This is a genomic window from Pseudogemmobacter hezensis (assembly GCF_013155295.1).
In the GTDB taxonomy this organism is placed as follows: Bacteria; Pseudomonadota; Alphaproteobacteria; order Rhodobacterales; family Rhodobacteraceae; genus Pseudogemmobacter; species Pseudogemmobacter hezensis.
Window position 1 is genome coordinate 20127 of sequence record NZ_JABJXT010000015.1, and the last position, 20416, is coordinate 40542.

Below are 20416 nucleotides of genomic sequence, written 5' to 3' on the forward strand. Positions count from 1 at the left end.
AGTTGTTGTCGCAATGCCTCATGCGGCGCGCAGCGAATGACCGTTTTCGACTAGCCAGGAATCGTGCAGCCACTTTTCCGTGCCGCGATGGCCGGGGAAAGAAATCCAGTGGATGTCGCGCTCGAAGACCATGACCTTGCGGTCTGCGCCGACGATGACCCAGAACCAGCGCCCGTCGGCGGTATTGCGCATCTTCACCTTCATGCCGGTGAGCGTCACGTTTTCGGTCTTGCCGTTGCGCGTGACGCGCAGTGGTTCGTCATGGGGATCGACCCAGTTCAGCTTCATTCCCGGCAGCAGGTCCGGCGCCTGCTTTTGCAGAAAGTCCATGGCAATGGCCTGTGCTTCCTCGCGTGACGGCAAATCGCGCCCGACCAGATCCAGATCGATGCGAGCAAACCCCTTGAGCCGACCATTCTCGGCGATGACAGTGCTGAAATGCTCGCCGCCGAAGCCGGTATTGCGACTGTCGGCACGCTCATAGCGGGCCAGCCTGGCCGCTTCGCCATCGACGGTAACGGGGCGTTGTCCGACCTGTTGATAGCCAGCAGGCACATGGTCGTTGATGGGGAATGCGATTTCCTGAGTAGTAGTCGAAGCAGTCATGGTGTTTCCCTTGCTGGATTGGGCCAGAGAGTAGGTCGTCGTTGCGGCGATCAGGCCGAGGGCCATGATGCCGATCGCGGTTCGGCGTGAGGGCATGGAGAACTCCTTCCTATGGTGATGGTGAGCTGGATTTGCGGGTGACGGTGATGCCGAGTGCGGCCATGAGCAGCAGCCCGGCCGGCAGCAACCAGAGCGGCGCGGGGCCTGACTGCGCCAGCGATTGTGCAATCGGTGGCGCAAGGCTCGCGCCGACGAAAAGGCTGAATGTGTAGAGCGCCAGCGCCAGCCCGCGATTGGCATTGGTGGCGCGTCCCGCCACGGTAGCGATCAGGCCGGGCACCGCGAAGGCGACACCTGCCGACAAAACCACGCTGGCCCCCATCACGGCCCAAGCTGTGCCGATGGCCGCCAGCACAAGCGCCAGTCCCGCGAACACGAGGCCGAGGCGTGCCGTGAACGCAGCACCCCTGCGGCGCGTCAGCGGCGCGGCGGCGAATGTCAGCAGCAGTGGCGGCAGACCGACAAGACGCAGGGTCTGGAGATCGACGCCAAGGTCAGCCCCAAGGCTCTGCGCTCCCGCATGGAGCGAGACGAAACCGAACAGCACGGTCACGGCCGCCGCCCATGCCGCGAGGATTCCGGCGTCTTGCAAAAGCGAGCCGAGCTTTCCTTGCGATGATCCAGCCCGCACGGCCTGCGTATTGTTCGCCTGCGTCACGAAGAACAGGGCAAGTGCCGCAAGTAGATAGATCGGCGCCAGGGGCAGCATGATCTCGGAAAGACCGAGATCCGTTCCCGCAGCGAAAACTTGCGCCAGCGGCGCCGCCCCGAGAAAGGCGAAGCTCATCAGCGACACCCCGAAAGGGCGTTGATCGGGCGGCAATTCCTCTGCGATCAGAGACAGGGCCGCCGGCGGGAATGCAGCCGCGACGAAGCCCTGCATCGCCCGCGCTGCAAGCAACATCTCAAAGCTTTGCGCCAAACTAACCACCACGGTTGCGAGCGCAGTCGCCGTCAGCCCGAACAGGATCAGCCTGCGTCGCCCGAAACGATCCGACAGTGGCCCGAACACGAGGAAGCCGGTGGCATAGGCGAAACCGAACGCCGATCCGATCCAAGCCGCCCGTTCCGGCGCTATCGAGAAGCGACCGGCTACATCCGCAACAAGGGGAATGGTGACATAGAGCTGGCCCACGACGAGGAAGCCGCACGCCATGAGCAACAGAAGCAGCACAATGTGACGGGTGCCGAACGAGGCAATCGATTCATTGTGTAATTTAACGTCAGGTGTAGATTGTGGGCGCAAGTGTGACACTCCTATGCCTTGCTTAGTCCGCTTGGCGGGCCTGATCGATCAGGGATTTCATGCGAGCAATGTTGCTTTCGAGATCGCGACGGAATCCGGTTAGCTCGGCAAGTTGCGTATTGGTCTTGGCAAGCTGGGCTTCGAGGATTTCAAGCACCTTCTCCTTACCCTTGATGCCGCTCGCATCCTCGAAATACAGGTCTATCACTGCCGCGATTTCGTCGAGGCTGAGCCCCAATCGTTTGAGCGCCGCGATCTTCTCCAGTCGCTGATAAGCAGTCTCATCATAGTAGCGATACCCTGCCCCCTCGCGCTCGGCAGGCTTCATAAGGCCGATGCGCTCATAATAATGGATCGTGCGATGGCTGACATTGGCACGCTGCGCCAACTCGCCGATTTGCATCCTGGAGGACATTTGCCACTCACGTAAACCTGACGTTGGGTGCAGATTTAAGGCGGTCTCCTGAGAAAGTCAAGGAGCGAACCGGTCTGGTGCTTGCAAAGGGTTATGCACTCTCTGGCTTGCCCGCCATCGTAATCAGTTTACTCAGGTTCGGATCTCGGTTCTTCGGCGACCAGACGGCAGAAAAAGGGATGGTCTCCGGCTCGTCACGGATCGGCAGGAAGGCGACATTCGCGGTGTTCGCCGCCGCCCCTTCCTCGACAAAAAGCGAAACACCGTGCCCGGCCGCGATCATCGACAGCAGCGCGCTGCGGCCGACATCGACGCGCTGTATCGTCGGCGTGAGCCATTTTCCGGCGGAGCGGGTCACGATCATGTCATGCATCTGTGGCCCGGTGCCGCCATGGCGAACAAGGAAGGTTTCTTCCGCAAGCTGTCGCCACGCGACATCCTGCCGGGCCGCCAAGGGATGATGGGCGGGCAGTCCCACCATTAGGCGGTCGCGCCATATCACGCGGGAATTGAGGTCGGGAATTTCGTGGGTGCAAGCCATGAAGGCGACATCGGGTCTGCCTTCGCGCACCATGATCTGGGCCTCGCGCGCCGTGCCTTCGGCGATGTGCAGGCGGACGCCCGAATATTCACTATGGAACCGTTCAAACAGACGGTCGAGGGTGCAGCCTGGCGTGAGAGCATGGACACCGATGCAAAGATCGCCGTCCTCTCCGCGTGCGTGCATTTCGGTTGTCATGATCGCGTGGTCGATGATGTCCAGAGCCTCGCGGATCTGATCGACAAAGCGGCGTCCGGCTTCAGTCAGCCGGACGCCGCGCGTGTTGCGGTCGAAGAGAAGCACGCCAAGATATTCCTCCAGCGACCTGATCCGCTGGCTGACGCTGGATTGGCTGGTGCCAAGCGCCTGTGCAGCGCGATGGAAGCTCAGATATTCGGCGACGGCCAATGTCTGGATCAGGGCAATCATCGGAATGCGGCCGTCGAACAGCCGCAAGGGGCACATGGGTTCGTGATCCTTGTGACGCCTGCGCCGCATGCTGCCTACCCGTTTGATATGGTAGTAAAACGGGATCGCGTTCCTCATCGCCTTGCTCGAACACTATGGACGCTGGTTGGAATACGGAAAGCAGTGCGCTGGTCATTCGATGTTCTCCACCAGCGCGTCTATGACGCTACCAAGCTGCATTTCGTGTTCGCCTGCGGCGATAGTGCGTCCAAGGATGTTGAGGACAACGGCAGCGGCATTTCTTGCGGCCCCAACGAGGTTGCGACCTTGCGCGAGATTGGCCGTGAGAAGCCCGGTGAATAAATCGCCCGTTCCGACAGGGACGATGGGCAGTCGCGGCGAGGTCAGCCGCATGGGCGCGTCGTCCTCGAATACGATGTTTTCCAGTGAGCCGTCCGGCGTGTCCGTCAGATGGCAGCCGGTGACAACAAGCCGAGCCGAGCGGATCGCCTGTATCTTTGCGGCCGCTGTCTTTAGCTCCGGCCAAGCCTCCGGTTGGCCCTGCGTCATGAGTCCAAGCTCGAACTGATTGGGGGTCAGGAGGTCGGCCAATGGAATGAGGTGGTCGAGCAGACATTCGATAACCTGATCGGCGACGAATACCCCGAGATTGGAATCGCCCATGACCGGATCGCAGATATAGGTGATGTCAGGATTGATCTGGCGGGCGCGTTCGACGAACGCCGCGACCACCTCTCCATTGGCGCGCGAGCCTAAATATCCCGAAACGATGTAGCGGCTCGTTTCGACCAGCCCCCGTTCCTCGACGCCCCGCAACAGATCGCCTACCAGTTCCGGCTCCAGCACGCGCCCGCGCATCGTCTCATAGCCTGGATGGTTCGACAGCAGCGTTGTCGGCACCGCCGCGACGTTCAATCCGCGTGCCTGTATAGGCAGAACGGCGGCGCTGTTGCCGACATGCCCATGCACAACCTGGCTCTGGATGGAAATGATGGATGTCTGCATCGCCATCACTCGGCCGCGCTCCCGCTGGTGGCGGTTTCGACAGATCGTTTGCGGGGCAACCGCCCGTTCAGCACCATGTAGGCGACAAGGCCGATCACCAGCCCCCAGAACGCACCGCCCACACCGAGCATGTTGATGTTCGCGGCCGAGGCGAGAAACGTGATGAGCGCCGCTTCACGCGATGTCGGTTCCGCCATAGCTCCGGCGAGGCTGCCGCCGATGGTGCCGAGTAGCGCAAGGCCCGCCAGCGTGGTGATGAACGTAGCCGGGAACGCCATGAACACCGCCGCAAGGGTCACGCCGAACACGCCGACCAGCACATAGAAGCAGCCCGCCGCGATCCCGGCGATCCATCGTTTTGAGGGGTCTTCATGCGCTTCCCGGCCTGTGGCGATAGCGGCCGTGATGGCGGCGATGTTGAACGCATGTGAGCCGAACGGAGCCATGAGAAGCGAGCCAAGGCCGGTCGTGGTCACGATAGGGTTGGCGCTCGTCTTGAACCCGTCGTTCCGCAGCACCAGCATGCCGGGCATATACTGTCCGGTCAGCGTGATGAGGAACAAGGGCAGCGCGACGCTCAAGGCCGCGTTCAATGTAAACTCCGGCATGGTAAAGATCGGCATGGCGAGCTTCAATTGCAGGCCGGACAGATCAACACGGTCCTGCAAGAGCAGAAACACAAGCCCGATCACCAGGATGCCGACCACGGCATAGCGCGCGGAAATGCGTTTGAGCAGCACATAGGCAAGGATCAGCAGGCCAACGAGCACCGGATCGACGCTGGCGCCGCCAAATGCCCCTATGCCGAATTGCAGCAGGATGCCCGCAAGCAGGCCCGAGGCGATGCCGGGCGGGATCAGCCGGATGACCTTCTCAAAATATCCGGACAAGCCGAGCAGAACGAAGGCGGCGGCAGAGATGATGTAGGCTCCGACTGCTTCCGCATAGGAAGTGGTGGCAAGCGCCGTGACAAGAAAGGCAGCGGCTGGCGTTGACCACGCCGTGATGATCGGCTCGCGGTAGCGCCAGCTCAGGAATAGCCCGGTCAGCCCGACACCAATCGAAACCGACCATACCCAGGATGCCGTCAATTCCGGGCTAAGGCCCGCAACCTGAGCGGCTTGGAAGACAAGAATGAACGTCCCGCCATAGTTGACGATGACGGAAATCAGTCCTGCGACGATGGGATGGGTAAGATCGTTCAACCGGATGGGCGATGGTGACGGACTGGACGGCATGGTTCCGGGGGTTCTCCAAAGACAGGGCACGAGGCCGCGAACATGCCTTGACATCTAACCGATCAATGGCCTGATATTCCCTGCCAATTACTTCCAGAGGATCAGACCATTTGTTCAAGCACTCTCAGCTCGAATCGGTGAAGGCGTGGATTGCCCACCCGGCCCATGCAGCGATGCCGCTCCACGCGCGAATACAGCGGGCAATCCGCCAACTGATCCTCGACGGAGCACTTGGCCCCGGCAAGCCACTTCCAGCCTCGCGCGCACTGGCGGCATCACTGGGCGTTTCGCGTGACACGATTGAATCCGCCTATGCGCAGCTTCATGCCGAGGGCTTCATTGAACGTCGTGTCGGCAGCGGTAGCTTCGTCGCGCAGATGACGGAGTTCTTGCCCGGCCATCGGCGCTCTAAGCGCGATGCACTCATGCGCAACCAAGCCCCGAACCTTAGCAAGCGCGGCGGCGCCATGTTCCGCAGCGGTGGTGTGCGCGAGATGCTAGTGCCGCGCCCCTTTGCGCATGGAGTGCCGGACACGCGCAGTTTCCCGCTGCCGCTTTGGGAACGGCTGGAACGACAGGTGCTCAAGGAGACTGGCACACTGGCTCTGCTGCATTGTGATCCGCAGGGGACCGAGCCGTTGCGCCGGGCTATCGCGGACTATGTGAACCTCGAACGTGGCGCGCGGGCAACGGCCGATCGCGTGCTGGTGCTGACCAGTTCGCAACAGGCGATGACGCTCTGCGCGAATATGCTGCTCGATCCGGGCGAGCGGATCTTAATCGAAGACCCAGCCTATTACGGCGCCCGCAAGGCGTTCGACGCTGCCGGTCTGGAATCTGTGCCGATCCGCGTGGACAGTCAGGGCATCACGATTGAGCCGATCCTGAGCGATCCGCACCCTGCCAAGGCGATTTTCCTTACGCCCTCGCACCAGTTTCCAACCGGCGCGACGCTGGCGCTGGATCGCCGGTTGGCGCTGATCGAATGGGCAGCCCGGCATCAGGCGTGGATCATAGAGGACGATTATGACAGCGAGTTTCATTATGCGGGCAAGCCGACCGCATGTGTGCAGGGCCTCGATCCGAATGACCGGACCATCTATATAGGGACCTTCACCAAATCCCTATTTCCGGGTTTGCGGATCGGCTATGCCGTGCTGCCGCCGCAACTGGTGAAACCGATGACGGTCGCTCGCACCCTGTTCGACGGCCACACGGCATCCATAGCCCAATTGACGCTGGCGCGGTTCATGGAAGGCGGGCATTTTGGCGCGCATGTCCGGGCAATGCGCACAATCTATGCGCAACGACTAGATGTGTTGTCCGGCCTGGTCCGCAAGTATCTTTCCGATTTTGTCGAACCTCGTGTCCCTGTCGGCGGACTGCAAATGCCGTGCGTTCTGACCTGTGACATTCCCGAGCGCCTAGCCGTCGATGCCGCGCGCCGTGTCGGCGTGGAGCTGCTGGGACTCTCCGCCCTTCATGCCGCTGGTGACGGCAAGGCCGGATTCCTGATGGGCTTTGCTGCCTACACGCCGTGCGAGCTTAAGGTTGCGGTCAGGAAACTGGCGAACGCACTCCAGACAGTGAAGGCTTCCGCATGAATGGTCTGGATATAATCCTATAAATGGATGGAAATATCAGACCACTCTCATGATAGGGACCGGCAACGCGCCCTCCGCATGACGCTCATGCGGTGAACCGATTCCTGCCGGAACCTTGAAGGAGACCAGTGATGGCAACATCGACAGCCGAACCCTTGAACCAAACCCTTTCGGAAGGCTCCGTTGGAAGCGCCAGCCTGTCGGATGGAGATCACACAGTGTTCTCGGCCATCGCCGACGAACGGGAACGCCAACGCGATTGCATCGAACTGATTGCCTCGGAGAATTTTGTCAGCCCCGCCGTTCTCGAAGCGCAAGGCTCGATCCTCACCAACAAATATGCCGAAGGCTATCCGCATCGGCGCTATTATGGCGGCTGCGCCAATGTCGATGTCGTCGAAGACCTCGCCATCGAGCGCCTGAACCAGCTTTTCGGAAGCACTTATGCCAATGTGCAGCCGCACTCTGGCAGCCAGGCCAACCAGGCGGTATTTCTCGCGCTGCTGACGCCCGGCGATACGATCCTCGGCCTTGACCTCAAGGCGGGCGGCCATCTGACTCACGGCGCTGCGGTCAATCTTTCTGGCCGATGGTTCAATGTCGTCAGCTATGGCGTGGACCCCGAAAGCCACCTGATCGACATGGACCAGGTTGCCGAACTGGCGCGGGCGCATCGCCCGAAATTGCTGATTGCGGGGGGATCGGCCTATCCGCGCACGCTGGATTTTGCCCGCTTCCGCCAGATCGCGGACGAAGTGGGCGCGATCCTGATGGTCGATATGGCGCACTTCGCGGGCTTGGTAGCTGGCGACGCCTATCCGTCGCCAATACCCTTTGCCGATGTCGTCACCTCAACCACGCACAAGACGTTGCGCGGACCGCGCGGCGGGTTCGTCCTGACAAATGATGCCGAGATTGCGAAGAAAATCAATTCCGCGACCTTTCCCGGCTTACAAGGTGGCCCGCTCATGCACGTCATCGCGGCGAAGGCGGTGGCGTTCGGCGAGGCGCTTCACCCCTCGTTCAAGACCTATTCGCGGCGCGTCGTCGAGAATTGCCGCGTCCTCGCGCAAACGCTGACCGATGGCGGGCTGGCGATCACCACTGGCGGCACCGACTGCCATCTGGCGGTGGTCGATCTGCGTCCTCTCGGCGTCACCGGCAATATCGCCGAAAAGGCGCTGGAATCGGTCGGTATTACGCTCAACAAGAACGCAATCCCGAACGATCCCGAGAAACCCATGGTAACATCGGGCATCCGGGTCGGCAGCGCCGCGGGAACGTCGCGTGGTTTCGGTGCGGATGAATATCGGCAGATCGCCGCGCTGATCCTCGACACGCTGCACAATCTCCGTGGCGGGACGCTCAACGCTGAACGCGAGCGGATCAATGGGCTTGTGCGCGGCCTCGTCGGCCGCTTTCCGCTGCCCTACTGATTGCCATGACGCGGGAGCCTGTTCGGATATGACAGTATCGTTGAATGCCGATCTTTTATCGGAAGACATTGCGCGCTTCGGGAATAACCCCGCCCGCGCTTTTGCCGCCAACCTGCAAGGTGTGCAGGAACGCATCGCCGCCGCCTGTCGGCGCAGCGGCCGCCAGCCCGACGATGTGCGGCTTCTGCCCGTTACCAAGACGGTCCCCGCTCATATCCTGCGCCATGCTTTCGCGGCGGGCATCTCCGATTTCGGGGAAAACAAGCTACAGGAAGCGCGGGACAAGCAGGCCATTCTTGGCGATCTTGCGATACGCTGGAACATCATCGGCCACCTCCAGACAAACAAGGTGAAATATCTAGTCCGTCTGGCATCGGAGTTTCATGCTCTCGATAGCGTCCGGCTGGCGGAAGAACTGAACCGCCGCCTTGACGCGCTGGACCGCGACCTCGATGTGTTCGTGCAGGTCAACACATCGGGCGAGCACAGCAAGTTCGGCCTGCATCCCGATGATCTGTTGCCCTTCGTTGAACGCTTGGCCGACTATCCACGCCTGAAGCCCCAAGGGCTGATGACGCTGGCGGTCTTCAGCTCTGACGCTGAGCGGGTGCGGCCGTGCTTCCGCCTGCTGCGCGACCTGCGCGACCGTGCCGTTAAGCTTCATTCGGGCTTGACCCGGCTGTCCATGGGCATGTCGGGCGACTACGAACTGGCCATCGAGGAAGGTGCGGATGTGGTGCGCGTCGGTCAGGCCATCTTCGGCCCGCGCCCCACCGACGACGCCCATTACTGGCCGGGACTGATACCTCCTGCCGCTCCGCAGGAAGCTGAAAGCCCGGCATGACGGTATCTCAACGCGGCCTGCTGGCGCAGATTTCGGCCGCGCATCTGGTCAGCCATTTCCATATCATGACCGTTCCGGCGCTGCTGCCACTGTTGCCCTCGGCCATGGGCGTCAGCTTCGTCGATCTCGGGATCGCGCTCGGGGTATTCAACATCGTGACCGCCCTCGTGCAGGCGCCCCTCGGCTATGCCGTTGACAGGTTCGGCGCGCGCAATCTCCTGATGGCCGGGCTTGCCCTCGGCAGCGCCAGCTTTGCAATACTGGTGGTGTTTCCGACCTTCACCATGCTCGTCCTTGCGATGGCTTTGGCCGGTATCGCCAACGGCGTTTATCACCCCAGCGACTACGCACTGTTGTCGCGCGGCATGGCGCCGGAAAGGATGGGCCGGGCCTTCTCGATTCACACGTTCGCGGGATTTCTGGGCAATGCGCTGGCGCCATTGACGTTGGTCTGGCTGGCGCTCAGTCTGGACATCCGCTCGGCCTTCGCCGCCAGCGCCGTTCTGGGACTGTTGGTCCTTGTGGCGATGGCGATCCGGGGGGCGCCGGTGCCCGCTACCTCGGCAATCGTAAAGCGCGAGGAGGCCAGCACTTCCGGTTCGCGGATCAGGATTTCATTGAGTGGCGCGATCATCTCTCTGACGCTGTTCTTCCTGCTGCTGAACCTCAGCACCGGCGCAATCGAGAAATTCTCCGTCTCGGCCCTGGTCCAGGGATTCGATGTATCCCTGCCAACTGCTAATCTGGCCCTGACAGCGTTTCTCTTTGCCAGCGCATTCGGCGTTCTGGCCGGGGGCGTGCTGGCGGATCGCACGACCCGCCACGGCCTCGTCGGGGCGGCGGTCTTCGGTCTGGCTGCGCTGTTGATCGTCGCGGTGATCCTGATCCCGATGCCGGTTTTCGTGCTGGTCCCGACACTCGGGGCCGCAGGGTTTCTGACCGGCTGCATCGCGCCGTCGCGCGACATGCTGGTGCGCGCGGCCGCACCCGCCGGGGCCGAGGGACGGGTTTTCGGCATCGTCTCCACCGGGTTTAATATCGGCGGCGTGCTTGGTCCCATCCTGTTCGGCTATCTGCTGGATAGGGGACTCCCTAGCGGGGTGCTGTGGGCCTCGGCCGGGTTCATGATCCTGACCTGTGCCATAGTCATTCTCCAGGAATGGAGTATGCGGCGTTTGAAGCCCCTGTCGTAGGCTCAGGCGCCTCAGGGCGGCATCACAGGCAGAGCCCGTGAAGCCGCCCCGAACGCGGACGTCGTCGCGTCACTTTCTGGTGGCAATACCTGCGGCGAAGATGCCGAGCAGCGTCAGAAGCGCGATCCCGAAGGTGACGTAGCGTGCCGCGTCCGCGACCGAATCCCCACCTGCCGCCATCAGCGTGCCGGCGAAGGCCGAGGTGATCGAGAAGGCGATGAGCTGCGTCGTGGTGATCGCAGCCGCTGCCTTGCCACCCTCGGCCGGATCGGTGGTGCTGCTCATGGCCGCGACGCCGAGAAGCGGCCATGCCAGACCGATGCCGACACCTGCGACCGCAAGAACCGCCGCCCATATCAGCACCATGGTCATTTCGGCCCCTTGGGCCTGCAACAGGCCATAGGCGATCAGCCCGGCCGTCAGCAGCAGCGGTCCGAGGCGAATGGCGCGGCGGCGCGCGGCCTCCGAAGAGACCGAGACGACGAAGAGTTGCGCGATAACCCAGGCGAGCGACAGAACGGCCCCAAGCAACCCCGCGATCAGCGGGCTGAGACCGGCAAGCTGCTGCCCGAACAGCGGGATGAAATTCTCGACCATCACACCGGCACTGAGTGCGGCAACGGTCAGATAGACCCATTTCAGCGCGTTGCCGCGCCTATAAGTGATGCGCGGCAGGATGGTATTCTGCGACCGGCGCTCGACCACCACGAAAAGCCACAGCAGGACAAGGCCGATCCCAACGACCGCGAAGGTCGGCCAGCCGATCGGCACGATAGCACTGAGGCTGATGGCGATCGTCGCCAGCACCAGTGGGATGAGCGAGGCAACGGGCACCGGCGTGCGATTGCCCGAACCTGTCGCGCCGGCAAAGGAGCGTTGCGCCACGACCGCGAACAGCAGTGACACCACAGCCAGCCCGCCATAGGACCAGCGCCACAGGCCGAGTTCGGCGAACAAGCCGCCGAGCGCCGGTCCGAACAGCGTGCCGAGACCCCACATGGCCGAGACGACGCCCGTGGCGCGCGCCCAATGCCGTTCCGGCAGCGCGGCCCGGATCACCGCATAGCCGAGCCCGGCCAGCAGGCCGCCGCCGAGGCCCTGCACAACGCGGCCGGCGATCAGGAACTCCATGGCCGGGCTGATGGCATTGCCCGCCGCACCGAGGGCAAACCCGACGAAGGCGATCAGATAGGCCGTAGCCGGACCTTGCGCCTCGAGCGCGCGGCTGACGAAGAGCGAGGCGACGATGGCCGAGATGACGAAGGCGGTCGTCACCCAGGCGTAATATTGCTGGCCGCCGATATCCGTGACGATGGACGGCATCAGCGCGGCAGTGAAGTAAAGGTTCATCGCATAGAGCAGCACGCCGCTGGCCATGACCAGCACGATGGCAAGGTGCCGTCCCGACAACAGGTCGGACCAGGTGGCCGCCTCTGCCGCGGACATGCGTGATGGTTCGGCCGAGCCGGCCGGTGAAACGGGATCCTTCATGGAAATTGTCTCCGGGGGTGGAAAGTCAGGCGGCTCTGCGCCGCACGGTCAGGGAAAGGCTAAGAACCAGAAGCGAAACCGCGAGGACGACGCTCGGCGCGACGGCGTGGCCGTAGTCGGCATTCACAAGCGTGGTCAGCACTGCCGCCGCCATCACCAGCGCGCCAAGGCCCGCGCCATAGGGACGCGTTGCAGCGCGGATCAGCAGGATCGCCGCCGCCAGTTCGAGGATGGCGGTGATGTAGTGGAACCAGTCCGGATAGCCCCAGGCCGCATAGGCCGCCGCGTTCTCTTCGGAGAGGAAGGTATTTCCATATGCGCCGAACAGGAAGAAGGCCGCCAGCAGCCAGGCCAGTGTTGAGGATATAGCGATTAGAGGTTTGTTCATGGTGCCTCGCGAGGTGTGTCTGAGCTGCCCTGTCGCAAAAGACTGGACGTCACAGCCGATCCAACATAGTTTGAACGATCACTCTAACTATGATCGCGCCAGCGTCAAGATATAATAGAGCGATCACACTATGAATCTGGAGGCCCTATGGCACGCAAGCGCGTTCCCGAGCAGCACGAAGGCAGAATGCAGGAAATCCTGGAAGCGGCGCATCGCTGCTTCATGCGCCATGGGTTACAAGGCGCGTCGATCTCAATGATCTGCAAGGAGGCCGGAATGAGTCCCGGCCATCTCTACCACTACTTCCCGAGCAAGGAGGCGATCGTCGAGCAGATGGCCGACGATTACCTGTCCCGGCTTCATGCCCATTTCGGCGGTCACAAGGACAGCGAGGCAACGGCGACCGTCCTGCTATCCGAACTCTGGAGCATGACGGGCTGGGACGATCTCGCCCATTGCCGCATCTTGTTCGAGCTGCTGGCGGAGGCGGGCAGAAACGAGAAAATCCACGCCATCCTCAAGGCCAACACCGATGGCGTGCGCCAGCTTTTGGCCGAGACGTTGAAAGCAGGCCAGGCGCGTGGCGAGGTCGATCCCGATCTGGACCCCGAGCATACCAGCGCCGTGCTGGTCGCCATCCTTGATGCGGCGCCCATGCTGCCGCTGATGACCTCGGGCATTGGTTTCGAGGAAAGCCGCAAGCTCATCACCACCATGGTCAGCCGGTTCCTGCAACCGCAGGGATGATCTCTTCTATCGCTTCTCGACGAACCTGCGGATCAGACGCTTCAGCATCGGTAGATGAGCCTCGACAGTGGAGTCTCGGTCCATGATCGCGCGGGCGATCGCACCGTCCGTTAGAGCGTAGAGCCAGGCGGCGGCAGCCTCGCAATCGAGTTGGGGATCGATCTGCCCGGCTGCAACGCCTCTTTCCAGAAGGCGGATCAACTCATCCATGATGAAAGTATCGTTCCTCTGAAACAGAGCCGCGACTTCGGCGCTGCGAGCCGACTCGGCGGCGATCTCCAGCGTCAGCCGTCCGTAGGTTTGGTCCGCGACAAGGCGCAGTGCCTTTTCTGCGATCTGTTCTAGGGCGCCGATCACGTCATCTGCCCCTGACGCTTCTGCAAAGAGGCCGGCGATTTCGTCACGGTCCTGCTCGGCGATGGCTGCGATGATCGCCGCCTTGGACTCGAAGTAATGAAAGAGGTTGCCGGGGCTCATCCCGGCCACCTTGCAGATTTCTGCGGTCGACGTGCCGTGGAACCCCTTCTCGGCAAAGCAACGGATCGCCGCGTCGAGCACTGTTTGCCGCCTGGCTGCATGACGGTCGGGATCGAGTTTTCTGGCCATGTATGATCCTGGTCTGTTGTCCCGATATCTACGCTTCGCGCCGCAGAGGCAGGGTCGAGCAACGCAAGCCCCCCGGCCAGCGTGTGACTTCAGCGTAATCGACAAGGATCGGGGTGATGCCACGCTCACGCAGGGTTGCGGCAAGCCTTTCGGCTCTCGTGTCGATGACAAGCCGGTCGGGGGCCAGCGCGAAGGTATTTATCATCAACGACCGCGCATCGTCCTCCGACGCTTCGATCAGTTCGAACCGGTCGGCTAGCAGCCGGCGTGATTCGGGCGTGAGCGCGGCCGAGTGGACATAGCCCAGCCTTGGCCCGACAATGGTGAACTTGGTGTCGAGATGAACGACACCCCGCGCGTAAAACTCGATCGGCACGATCCGCCGCGCAATTCCGGCACGCTCGAAACCGCGCCGCAGCGCCGCAACTCCCGCCCGATTGGTCGCCTCGCCCAGCCCGACCAGGACGTCGCTGTCGGTGACGATGACGTCTCCGCCTTCGATCATTCCGTCATCGAGCCGTTCGACCCGCGAAACCCGGTCCAGTAACGGCAACAGCGCAGCCTGTTCACGCCGGCGTGTGGGGTTACCCGAACGCGCAAGGAACAGCACGTCATCCACCGCAAAGGCGATGTCGCGCGGATAGAGCTGGAGCATGACATCGTGGACATTCCCAAGCGTATGCACGATCACGCCGCTCCCGCAAAAGCTCCACGAACCGGGCATGCTGAGGTGCGGCCAAGTCATGCCGCGGCACCTCGACCGAGTTGTTGGCCAGGTAGCGGAAGCTCACCAGATCGGGATGGCGAAGATAGTCCATGATCAGAGACCACCAGCCAAAGCGCTTGTAGGGGCCGACAACCACCTCTTTCAGGGGTGCGATATCAGAAGGGTTGGAGATAATAATCATGGGATTTCGCTTGGTCTCAGTAACTGCGTCTCACCCCCGGCGCCTCGCTTAGCGACCGGAGGGAGGCGATATATCATTAACCGACCAATCTGTCTATTAATTAGTGGCCGCTGCTTCTGTGTTAAATTCCTAATCCCCGTTGTCGCCCCAACTGCCACGACACCGTACCGCCCTGCACGACGCCCATGACCTCGCGGCCGAGCTGGCGGTCGATGACCGGCCGCCACGGGACCAGCGTGAACTCATGACTCTGTTCAACGATGGCGAACTTGCCGCTCGATAACTGGACGGTGCCGTTGAACTTGCCGCTGATCTTCTCGCCGTCCGCCGCCGCCCGGAAGGGCAGCGTCTTGCTCACGGCCATTTCTGCACCGACGCGGATCACTTCCCGTTCACGCAGATTGGCGAGCAGGTTGCGCCGATAGAGGATGCGCCCATTCTCCTGCCGTGTAGCATCGCCCTGTGCGATATGATGCTCGCGGCGCTGGTCCATAGCCTCTCGCACCTGCTGCCCGAACCCCGCCGGGGTAAGGTCCGAAGCGTCCGGTGTAACCAGTCGCCGGTCAAGCCAGGTCGCACCATCGGCGCCGATCTGCTTTTCCAGATCGAAGGTCGAGACGACACGGATGCTGGCGTGTCGGTTGCGACCGGCATCATAAGCGGTAGCGCGGCGCTCGAAATCCTCCGGGATGCGCCACTGGTCAGCGTCGATCCGCTCAGCGATCCCGGAACGGCGTAGCGCCTCCAGTCGCCGGACATGGGCATCGACATAGCCCTCGTAATCGCCGCCTGGCACACGTCCTTCGAACTTCGCCTGTTCGAGGTGGCGGCTTGGTCGGTAGATACCATTCTCCGAGATCGCAGCGATGGTGCGATCAGAGGGACGTTGTGCTGTATCGGCGGGGCCGACTTCCACGATGCTGCCGATCCGGGCATCTTCGACGCGGGCCGGATCAATGCCGGGAAGATGGTGCGTTCGCCCGTCGATGCCGTCCACCACGAGCGTCAGGTTCTCGCCCATCTCGTCGGTGAGATATTTGTCCACGACGCGGCCGGTGATGGGTGCCGCGGGTGCTGCATCGTGAAGCTGGAAGGTCATCGGATCACGCTCCTGCCCATCAGCCTTCAGCGCCTTGTGCATGTTGCGGATGATGTCACCGCGCTCACCGAGTTCACGCAGCGCCGGTTCCATCTTCGCGCCAAGCTCCCAGACGCCGGGTGCATGTTGCGTGGCCAACCCCATCTTTTCCAGTTTGGCGAGACGGCGCAGGCGAAGCGTGCGGTTGAACTGGCGGCGTGCATCTGCCGGTTCATGGCGCAGATCAAGGAACCGTTCGTCGGCCTCCTCGGCCATAGCGCGGTCGATGCGCGTGAATCGGTCCTGATCGATTTCGGCAGATAGCTTCCGGCTCTGCTCGATCTCGGTCACGGGGCCGAGTTCCAGCGTGGTCAGTTCGCTCGCCCGCTCACGAATACCATTGGCGAGATAGTCACCATTGATGACCAGGTTCTCGCCCAGATCGTCCTTGCCCCGAACGATGACATGGACATGGGGATGGCCGGTATTGTGGTGATTGACCGCGACCCAATCGAGCTTCGTGCCAAGGTCGGCCTCGATGCGGCTCATCAGATCGCGGGTGTGCTCGGCGAGATCGGAAAGATCGGCGGCATCTTCGGGCGAAACGATGAAGCGGAACTGGTGTCGATCATCCTTGCCGCGATCAAGGAAAGCATCTCCATCAACGCGATCGTCGGTCGCCGAATAGAGCTGGCCACGTTCGCCATCGCGCGAGGTTCCATCACGTTGGATATAGCGCAGGTGGGCAGCCCCTTTGCCGTTCTTCCCCGCGCTCTGGACGTACCGGGTTTTGACGACGACGCGGCGCACGCTGGCCGCACTGTGACGCCAACCGCCCGACAGGGTTCGGGCGCGGACAAAGGCCGCGCCGCGGCCACGCCTGACGCCAGGACCTTTGCCAGCCCGCGATGCCTTCCCGCTCTTTACGGCCGAACCAGATGAAGGCGACGAGGACGTCCATGATGCGAATGACGATGATCTGCCTGGGCTGTTGCTATGCTGACGCGCCAGCTTCTTCGCCTGCGTCAGAAAACTCTTCGCCTTGCCCGCTTTTGGCACGTCGGATTTGATCCGGCCTGGCCTGGGGCGAAAGCGGTTCTCATCGTCGGCGCTCATGAGCGCATCCCATGCCGTTTAGGCACGCAAAAGGCAGATATTCGGCTATAGTGCCGGTCAAAACCCAGCAAAGCCAAGGCTCTGCGCCATATCGCGGCACGCGAGGCCCAAAAGCAGGGTGCCGTGCGCCGCGCCCCAAAACAGTGTGCAGACAAGGGCTTGTCCAGAAACCGGCCCGACAGGGTGCCGGTTTCCTTTATCTTGCCCTCCGCCTTTCTTTCCCTTTTTGCCCTCCCTGCCGGGAATACAGCCAGGCGCTCCCCTGCCTGACTGCACACCGGAAGCGGACCGAAGGCGCGTGGAGACGCCTTGCTCATGGCGCATCTCCATTGCTCGCACGGGCCACGAATATGCCGCCGTCCTGCGGCTCCTGATCGACGGAATCGCGCAGAGGAACGGTTGCGCGGACGTCGCTCGGCGGCTGATTGGCCGCCGCCGAATTGCCGCTGGATTGCGCAACGAAGAGCGGAGCTTCGCGCCAATCCGCAGGTGGCGGCGGCACAATCGTCGGCACATCAGGCGCAGCCGTATGCCCGAGAACAGGTGCGAGCGTGGCGACATAGGCGCGTGTTTCTGCGGGCAAAGTGCGGCCTGTCGCCAGATGCTCATCATAGCGACCGGGACCGGCATTGTAGGCGGCAAGCATGGCCGCGACATTGCCATAGCGGTCCCACATCTCGCGCAGATAAGCTGTACCTGCGAGGATGTTGTCGCGCGGATCGTAGGGATCGCGTCCGAGGCCATGGCGGCTGCGCAGGCCCGCCCAGGTATCGGGCATGACCTGCATCAGTCCCATTGCACCCGCCGATGAGATGGCGCGCACATCGCCCGCGCTTTCCACACGCAGCACGGCCCGAATCCAGTGCTCTGGAATGCCGAAACGCTGTGACGCCTCGGCAATGAAAGCAGCATGGGGATGCGCAGTGACAGGCGCAGGTTGCGGCGTAACCTGCGCAATCGCTGGCGTCAATCCGCTGCCCGCCGACAGAAGAGCCGTGAAGAGAAGAAGGGCGCGGGATCGCATGATCTCAGTCCCGATCTTCGCGGGGCCGCGGGCGGCTCCAGTGCAGTGACCATGACGATCCTGCATCGTCGTCGCGGAACAGATTGGCGCGGATCGGCTGCGGCAAGGCGGGATCATCGAGCAGCACCGAGAGATACTCACCAGCCTTTTCGCCGGTGCGTTTCCATGCAGCGCCGACCTCGGGGCCGTCATCAGCTCCGTGATGGACACGGTAGCCCGGCGCATTTTCGGCGTCTGAATGCTCGGCTGGCAGGATGGTAAGCTCACGGAAGAGCGTGAGCGTGTGAACGCGCCCGGAAAAGCCCGTTTCATCGCGCGTGAACAATCCGATCTTTGGCATGAAAAATCTCCTGTCGTTGAGGTTTCGGCGTGGGTTCAATGCGTGGCCGCCTGCCATTCGTAGCGGCCATCTCCTTCCTCATCGGTCCAGAGCGGAAGCGCCCGGCCGATGACGGAACTGGCGGGAACAGGTCCGAAGTAACGGCCATCGAGGCTGTCCCGGATTTCCCAATTCATGAGGAAGAGTTCACCGTCGCCGATGATGCGGCAGCCCTGCCAGGCGGGCAGATCGCGGCCCATGCGGTCGCGCTCCAGCGCGTCCCCCATCTCGACATGATCGACGGTAATGGTTGCACCGCTGCGGCAGACGCGCTGTCCCGGCAGGCCGAGGACACGCTTCAGCAGCGGCACGCCGCGTCCGATATAACCGCGCTGGACCATGAACCGCTCCAGCGGTTCGGGCGGCATGATGGCGACCAGTTCGGGAACTTCGAGCGCATCGGCGGGAGCAATTGTGTAGAAGCCGATGGGCGCGCTGGCAGTCGCATTCCAGATCAGCCGGGTTGGCAGATCGGCAACCGCCGTGGCGACAAGCGTGCCGACGGCCAGCATGGACACGGCAAGGATATGACGGCGGCTCACGGCGCGATCCTCCGGCGACTGATCCACGCGGCATGGCGCTCCGGGGTGTAGGGATTGGGTTCCTGACCAGCACTCAAACGGTTGTGAACGTGTCGCCAATGATCCGGCGCAACATCTGCCGGATCGACGCCAAGCGCGTCCACGGCATCAATCAGGGCCAGCACCCGCTGGACTTGTCGCCAGCCGTCGATACGCAGCAGGATCTCGCCGCCAGGACGAACGAAGGGCACGGTCTGGTACGGTTCGCCACGCCCGACAGCGCGCAGGATGTCGAGCCGCGAGACGATGGTACCGTAATCGTTGGAGGCCCAACGGACGAAGGCGAAGATGCTTTCGGGCGCAAAACCGATCAGACTGCGGCGGCGGTCGATGATCTGCTCCAAGCTCTTGTGACCGAACCTGATCCATCGCTCGACCTTCTTCTTCTGGAAGGTCAGTTCGACCATTGTGGTGAAGGGTGCTGGCCCGTCCGACGGCGGATGTTCATGCGCAGCGCGCACGGTTTTGCCGGTCATGGCTGATCTCCTTCGATGGCTGGAAACTCGCGGACCAGCAGCTCGCGCAGCATCACGGCGACGGTGACACCGCGCCGGAAAGCGGCAACCTTGATGCGTCCGCGCAGTTCGGGCGTGATGTCGATGGTCAAGCGCGCGGTGAACGCCTCCGTAGCCGTCTTGCCGGTTGCCGGCGCATCGGCGGCTCGGACCCAGCTATCGGGATTGCCCGGACGCGATGCGAAGCCGGATTTGACGGGCGGCCGTGTCATGGCACGATCCTCCCGATACCGAGGCCATTGATTTCGGCCGCCAGCGCTGTGACCTCTTGTGCGGCCCGTTCGCCGCCATCAGTCTCGGAGACCAGTCGCCCGGTCTGTGCGGCTTCGGCGAAGGCGACACGCTGGCCGATCGTCGTGGCCAGCAAGGGCGGATCATGGTCCGCCAGTGTCTCTGCCGTTTCGCGGGCGATGACGGTGCGCGCACCGCACCGGTTCAGCAGAAAACGGGCGGACAGCTCCGGTCGATAGATGCGCGCTTCGTTCAGAAGCGCCAGCATCTCGGCCGAGGCCCAGCCGTCGAAAGGAGATGGCTGCACCGGGATCAGCACCAGATCGGCTGCAAGCAGCGCAGAGCGCATCAGGCCAGCGACACGGGGTGGACCATCAATGACGACATGATCGGCGTCACGCGCCAGTTCCGGCGCTTCCCTGTGCAGCGTATCGCGGGCAAGGCCGATGACGGTGAACAGCCTTGGCAGCCCTTCATGGCTGCGCCGCTCGGACCAATCGAGTGCGGAGCCTTGCGGGTCGGCGTCGATCAGGATGACCCGCTTGCCTTGCGCAGCCCAGGCTCCGGCGAGATGCAGCGCGAGCGTGGTCTTGCCCACGCCGCCTTTCTGATTGAGGAGCGCGACGATCATGGCGTACCCCGCCCAGGTCGGCGGGAAGTGGCACTGGCACCGTGCCTTTCATGCGCGCGCGTCAAAGAAGAAAAGTTAGCTGGGGTAACTGTTTCTGTTCTCGT

At 62.5% G+C, this 20416-nt stretch carries 22 protein-coding genes; 5 read left to right on the forward strand and 17 right to left on the reverse strand.

What is annotated here, in order from left to right; translation table 11 throughout:
- Positions 1-18: 18 nt before the first annotated feature.
- The 6 genes from HOY34_RS21855 to HOY34_RS15835 all read right to left on the reverse strand — a co-directional run bounded on the left by HOY34_RS21855 (position 19) and on the right by HOY34_RS15835 (position 5507).
- Positions 19-702 (reverse strand): hypothetical protein, encoded by a 684-nt coding sequence (locus HOY34_RS21855; protein ID WP_216654791.1) that lies wholly within the window; start codon positions 700-702, stop codon positions 19-21.
- Between the two features lie 13 nt (positions 703-715).
- Entirely contained in the window at positions 716-1912 is a 1197-nt protein-coding gene (locus HOY34_RS15815) for an MFS transporter (RefSeq protein WP_172364558.1), read from the reverse strand.
- Positions 1913-1934: 22 nt separating this feature from the next.
- Positions 1935-2327, reverse strand: a complete 393-nt coding sequence (locus tag HOY34_RS15820) for a MerR family transcriptional regulator (RefSeq protein WP_253944502.1) — start codon at positions 2325-2327, stop codon at positions 1935-1937.
- Between the two features lie 91 nt (positions 2328-2418).
- Positions 2419-3414 (reverse strand): LysR family transcriptional regulator, encoded by a 996-nt coding sequence (locus tag HOY34_RS15825; protein WP_253944503.1) that lies wholly within the window; start codon positions 3412-3414, stop codon positions 2419-2421.
- A 54-nt stretch (positions 3415-3468) separates the two neighbouring features.
- Positions 3469-4308: a pyridoxal kinase gene (gene pdxY / locus HOY34_RS15830; protein WP_172364560.1), complete on the reverse strand. Its 840-nt coding sequence runs from the start codon at positions 4306-4308 to the stop codon at positions 3469-3471.
- Positions 4308-5507, reverse strand: coding sequence for a benzoate/H(+) symporter BenE family transporter (locus HOY34_RS15835; protein ID WP_216654792.1), 1200 nt, complete (start codon positions 5505-5507; stop codon positions 4308-4310). Before HOY34_RS15835 ends, pdxY begins: the two co-directional genes overlap by 1 nt.
- Positions 5508-5650: 143 nt before the next feature.
- Here HOY34_RS15835 and pdxR point away from each other — a divergent pair, with 143 nt between their 5' ends.
- The 4 genes from pdxR (at position 5651) to HOY34_RS15855 (ending at position 10617) form a co-directional block, all read left to right on the forward strand.
- Positions 5651-7144 (forward strand): MocR-like pyridoxine biosynthesis transcription factor PdxR, encoded by a 1494-nt coding sequence (pdxR, locus tag HOY34_RS15840; RefSeq protein ID WP_172364564.1) that lies wholly within the window; start codon positions 5651-5653, stop codon positions 7142-7144.
- A gap of 131 nt (positions 7145-7275) precedes the next feature.
- A complete protein-coding gene (locus tag HOY34_RS15845; protein ID WP_172364566.1) occupies positions 7276-8580 on the forward strand; it encodes a serine hydroxymethyltransferase in 1305 nt (434 codons plus the stop codon).
- Between the two features lie 40 nt (positions 8581-8620).
- Complete coding sequence (locus HOY34_RS15850; protein WP_253944504.1) at positions 8621-9424, forward strand: YggS family pyridoxal phosphate-dependent enzyme; 804 nt, start codon at positions 8621-8623, stop codon at positions 9422-9424.
- A complete protein-coding gene (locus tag HOY34_RS15855) occupies positions 9421-10617 on the forward strand; it encodes an MFS transporter (RefSeq protein WP_172364570.1) in 1197 nt (398 codons plus the stop codon). The genes HOY34_RS15850 and HOY34_RS15855 overlap by 4 nt, the downstream gene beginning before the upstream one ends.
- A 69-nt stretch (positions 10618-10686) precedes the next feature.
- Here the strand turns inward: HOY34_RS15855 and HOY34_RS15860 are convergent, their stop codons facing one another.
- On the reverse strand, positions 10687-12108 hold the full coding sequence (locus HOY34_RS15860; protein WP_172364572.1) for an MFS transporter: 1422 nt from the start codon (positions 12106-12108) through the stop codon (positions 10687-10689).
- Between the two features lie 25 nt (positions 12109-12133).
- Positions 12134-12496, reverse strand: coding sequence for a DoxX family protein (locus tag HOY34_RS15865; protein WP_172364574.1), 363 nt, complete (start codon positions 12494-12496; stop codon positions 12134-12136).
- A 147-nt stretch (positions 12497-12643) separates the two neighbouring features.
- On the opposite strand from HOY34_RS15865, the gene HOY34_RS15870 reads away from it, so the two are divergent.
- Entirely contained in the window at positions 12644-13243 is a 600-nt protein-coding gene (locus tag HOY34_RS15870) for a TetR/AcrR family transcriptional regulator (protein WP_172364576.1), read from the forward strand.
- A gap of 6 nt (positions 13244-13249) precedes the next feature.
- Here the strand turns inward: HOY34_RS15870 and HOY34_RS15875 are convergent, their stop codons facing one another.
- The 9 genes from HOY34_RS15875 to parA form a co-directional block, all read right to left on the reverse strand.
- Entirely contained in the window at positions 13250-13849 is a 600-nt protein-coding gene (locus tag HOY34_RS15875; RefSeq protein WP_172364578.1) for a TetR/AcrR family transcriptional regulator, read from the reverse strand.
- A 28-nt stretch (positions 13850-13877) separates the two neighbouring features.
- The gene (locus tag HOY34_RS15880) at positions 13878-14594 is read right to left on the reverse strand and encodes a dimethylarginine dimethylaminohydrolase family protein (RefSeq protein WP_172364580.1); all 717 of its coding nucleotides are present in this window, start codon (positions 14592-14594) and stop codon (positions 13878-13880) included.
- A gap of 284 nt (positions 14595-14878) precedes the next feature.
- Positions 14879-16951, reverse strand: coding sequence for a relaxase/mobilization nuclease domain-containing protein (locus HOY34_RS22455; RefSeq protein ID WP_172364582.1), 2073 nt, complete (start codon positions 16949-16951; stop codon positions 14879-14881).
- 313 nt (positions 16952-17264) lie between these two features.
- Positions 17265-17975, reverse strand: coding sequence for a transglycosylase SLT domain-containing protein (locus tag HOY34_RS15890; RefSeq protein WP_172364584.1), 711 nt, complete (start codon positions 17973-17975; stop codon positions 17265-17267).
- A 4-nt stretch (positions 17976-17979) separates the two neighbouring features.
- Entirely contained in the window at positions 17980-18315 is a 336-nt protein-coding gene (locus tag HOY34_RS15895) for a DUF736 domain-containing protein (RefSeq protein WP_172364586.1), read from the reverse strand.
- A 35-nt stretch (positions 18316-18350) separates the two neighbouring features.
- On the reverse strand, positions 18351-18896 hold the full coding sequence (locus HOY34_RS15900; RefSeq protein ID WP_172364588.1) for a S26 family signal peptidase: 546 nt from the start codon (positions 18894-18896) through the stop codon (positions 18351-18353).
- Positions 18893-19411: a DUF2840 domain-containing protein gene (locus HOY34_RS15905; protein WP_172364590.1), complete on the reverse strand. Its 519-nt coding sequence runs from the start codon at positions 19409-19411 to the stop codon at positions 18893-18895. Before HOY34_RS15905 ends, HOY34_RS15900 begins: the two co-directional genes overlap by 4 nt.
- Positions 19408-19662, reverse strand: coding sequence for a hypothetical protein (locus tag HOY34_RS15910; RefSeq protein WP_172364592.1), 255 nt, complete (start codon positions 19660-19662; stop codon positions 19408-19410). The genes HOY34_RS15905 and HOY34_RS15910 overlap by 4 nt, the downstream gene beginning before the upstream one ends.
- Entirely contained in the window at positions 19659-20312 is a 654-nt protein-coding gene (parA, locus tag HOY34_RS15915) for a ParA family partition ATPase (protein WP_172364594.1), read from the reverse strand. The genes HOY34_RS15910 and parA overlap by 4 nt, the downstream gene beginning before the upstream one ends.
- Positions 20313-20416: the final 104 nt, after the last annotated feature.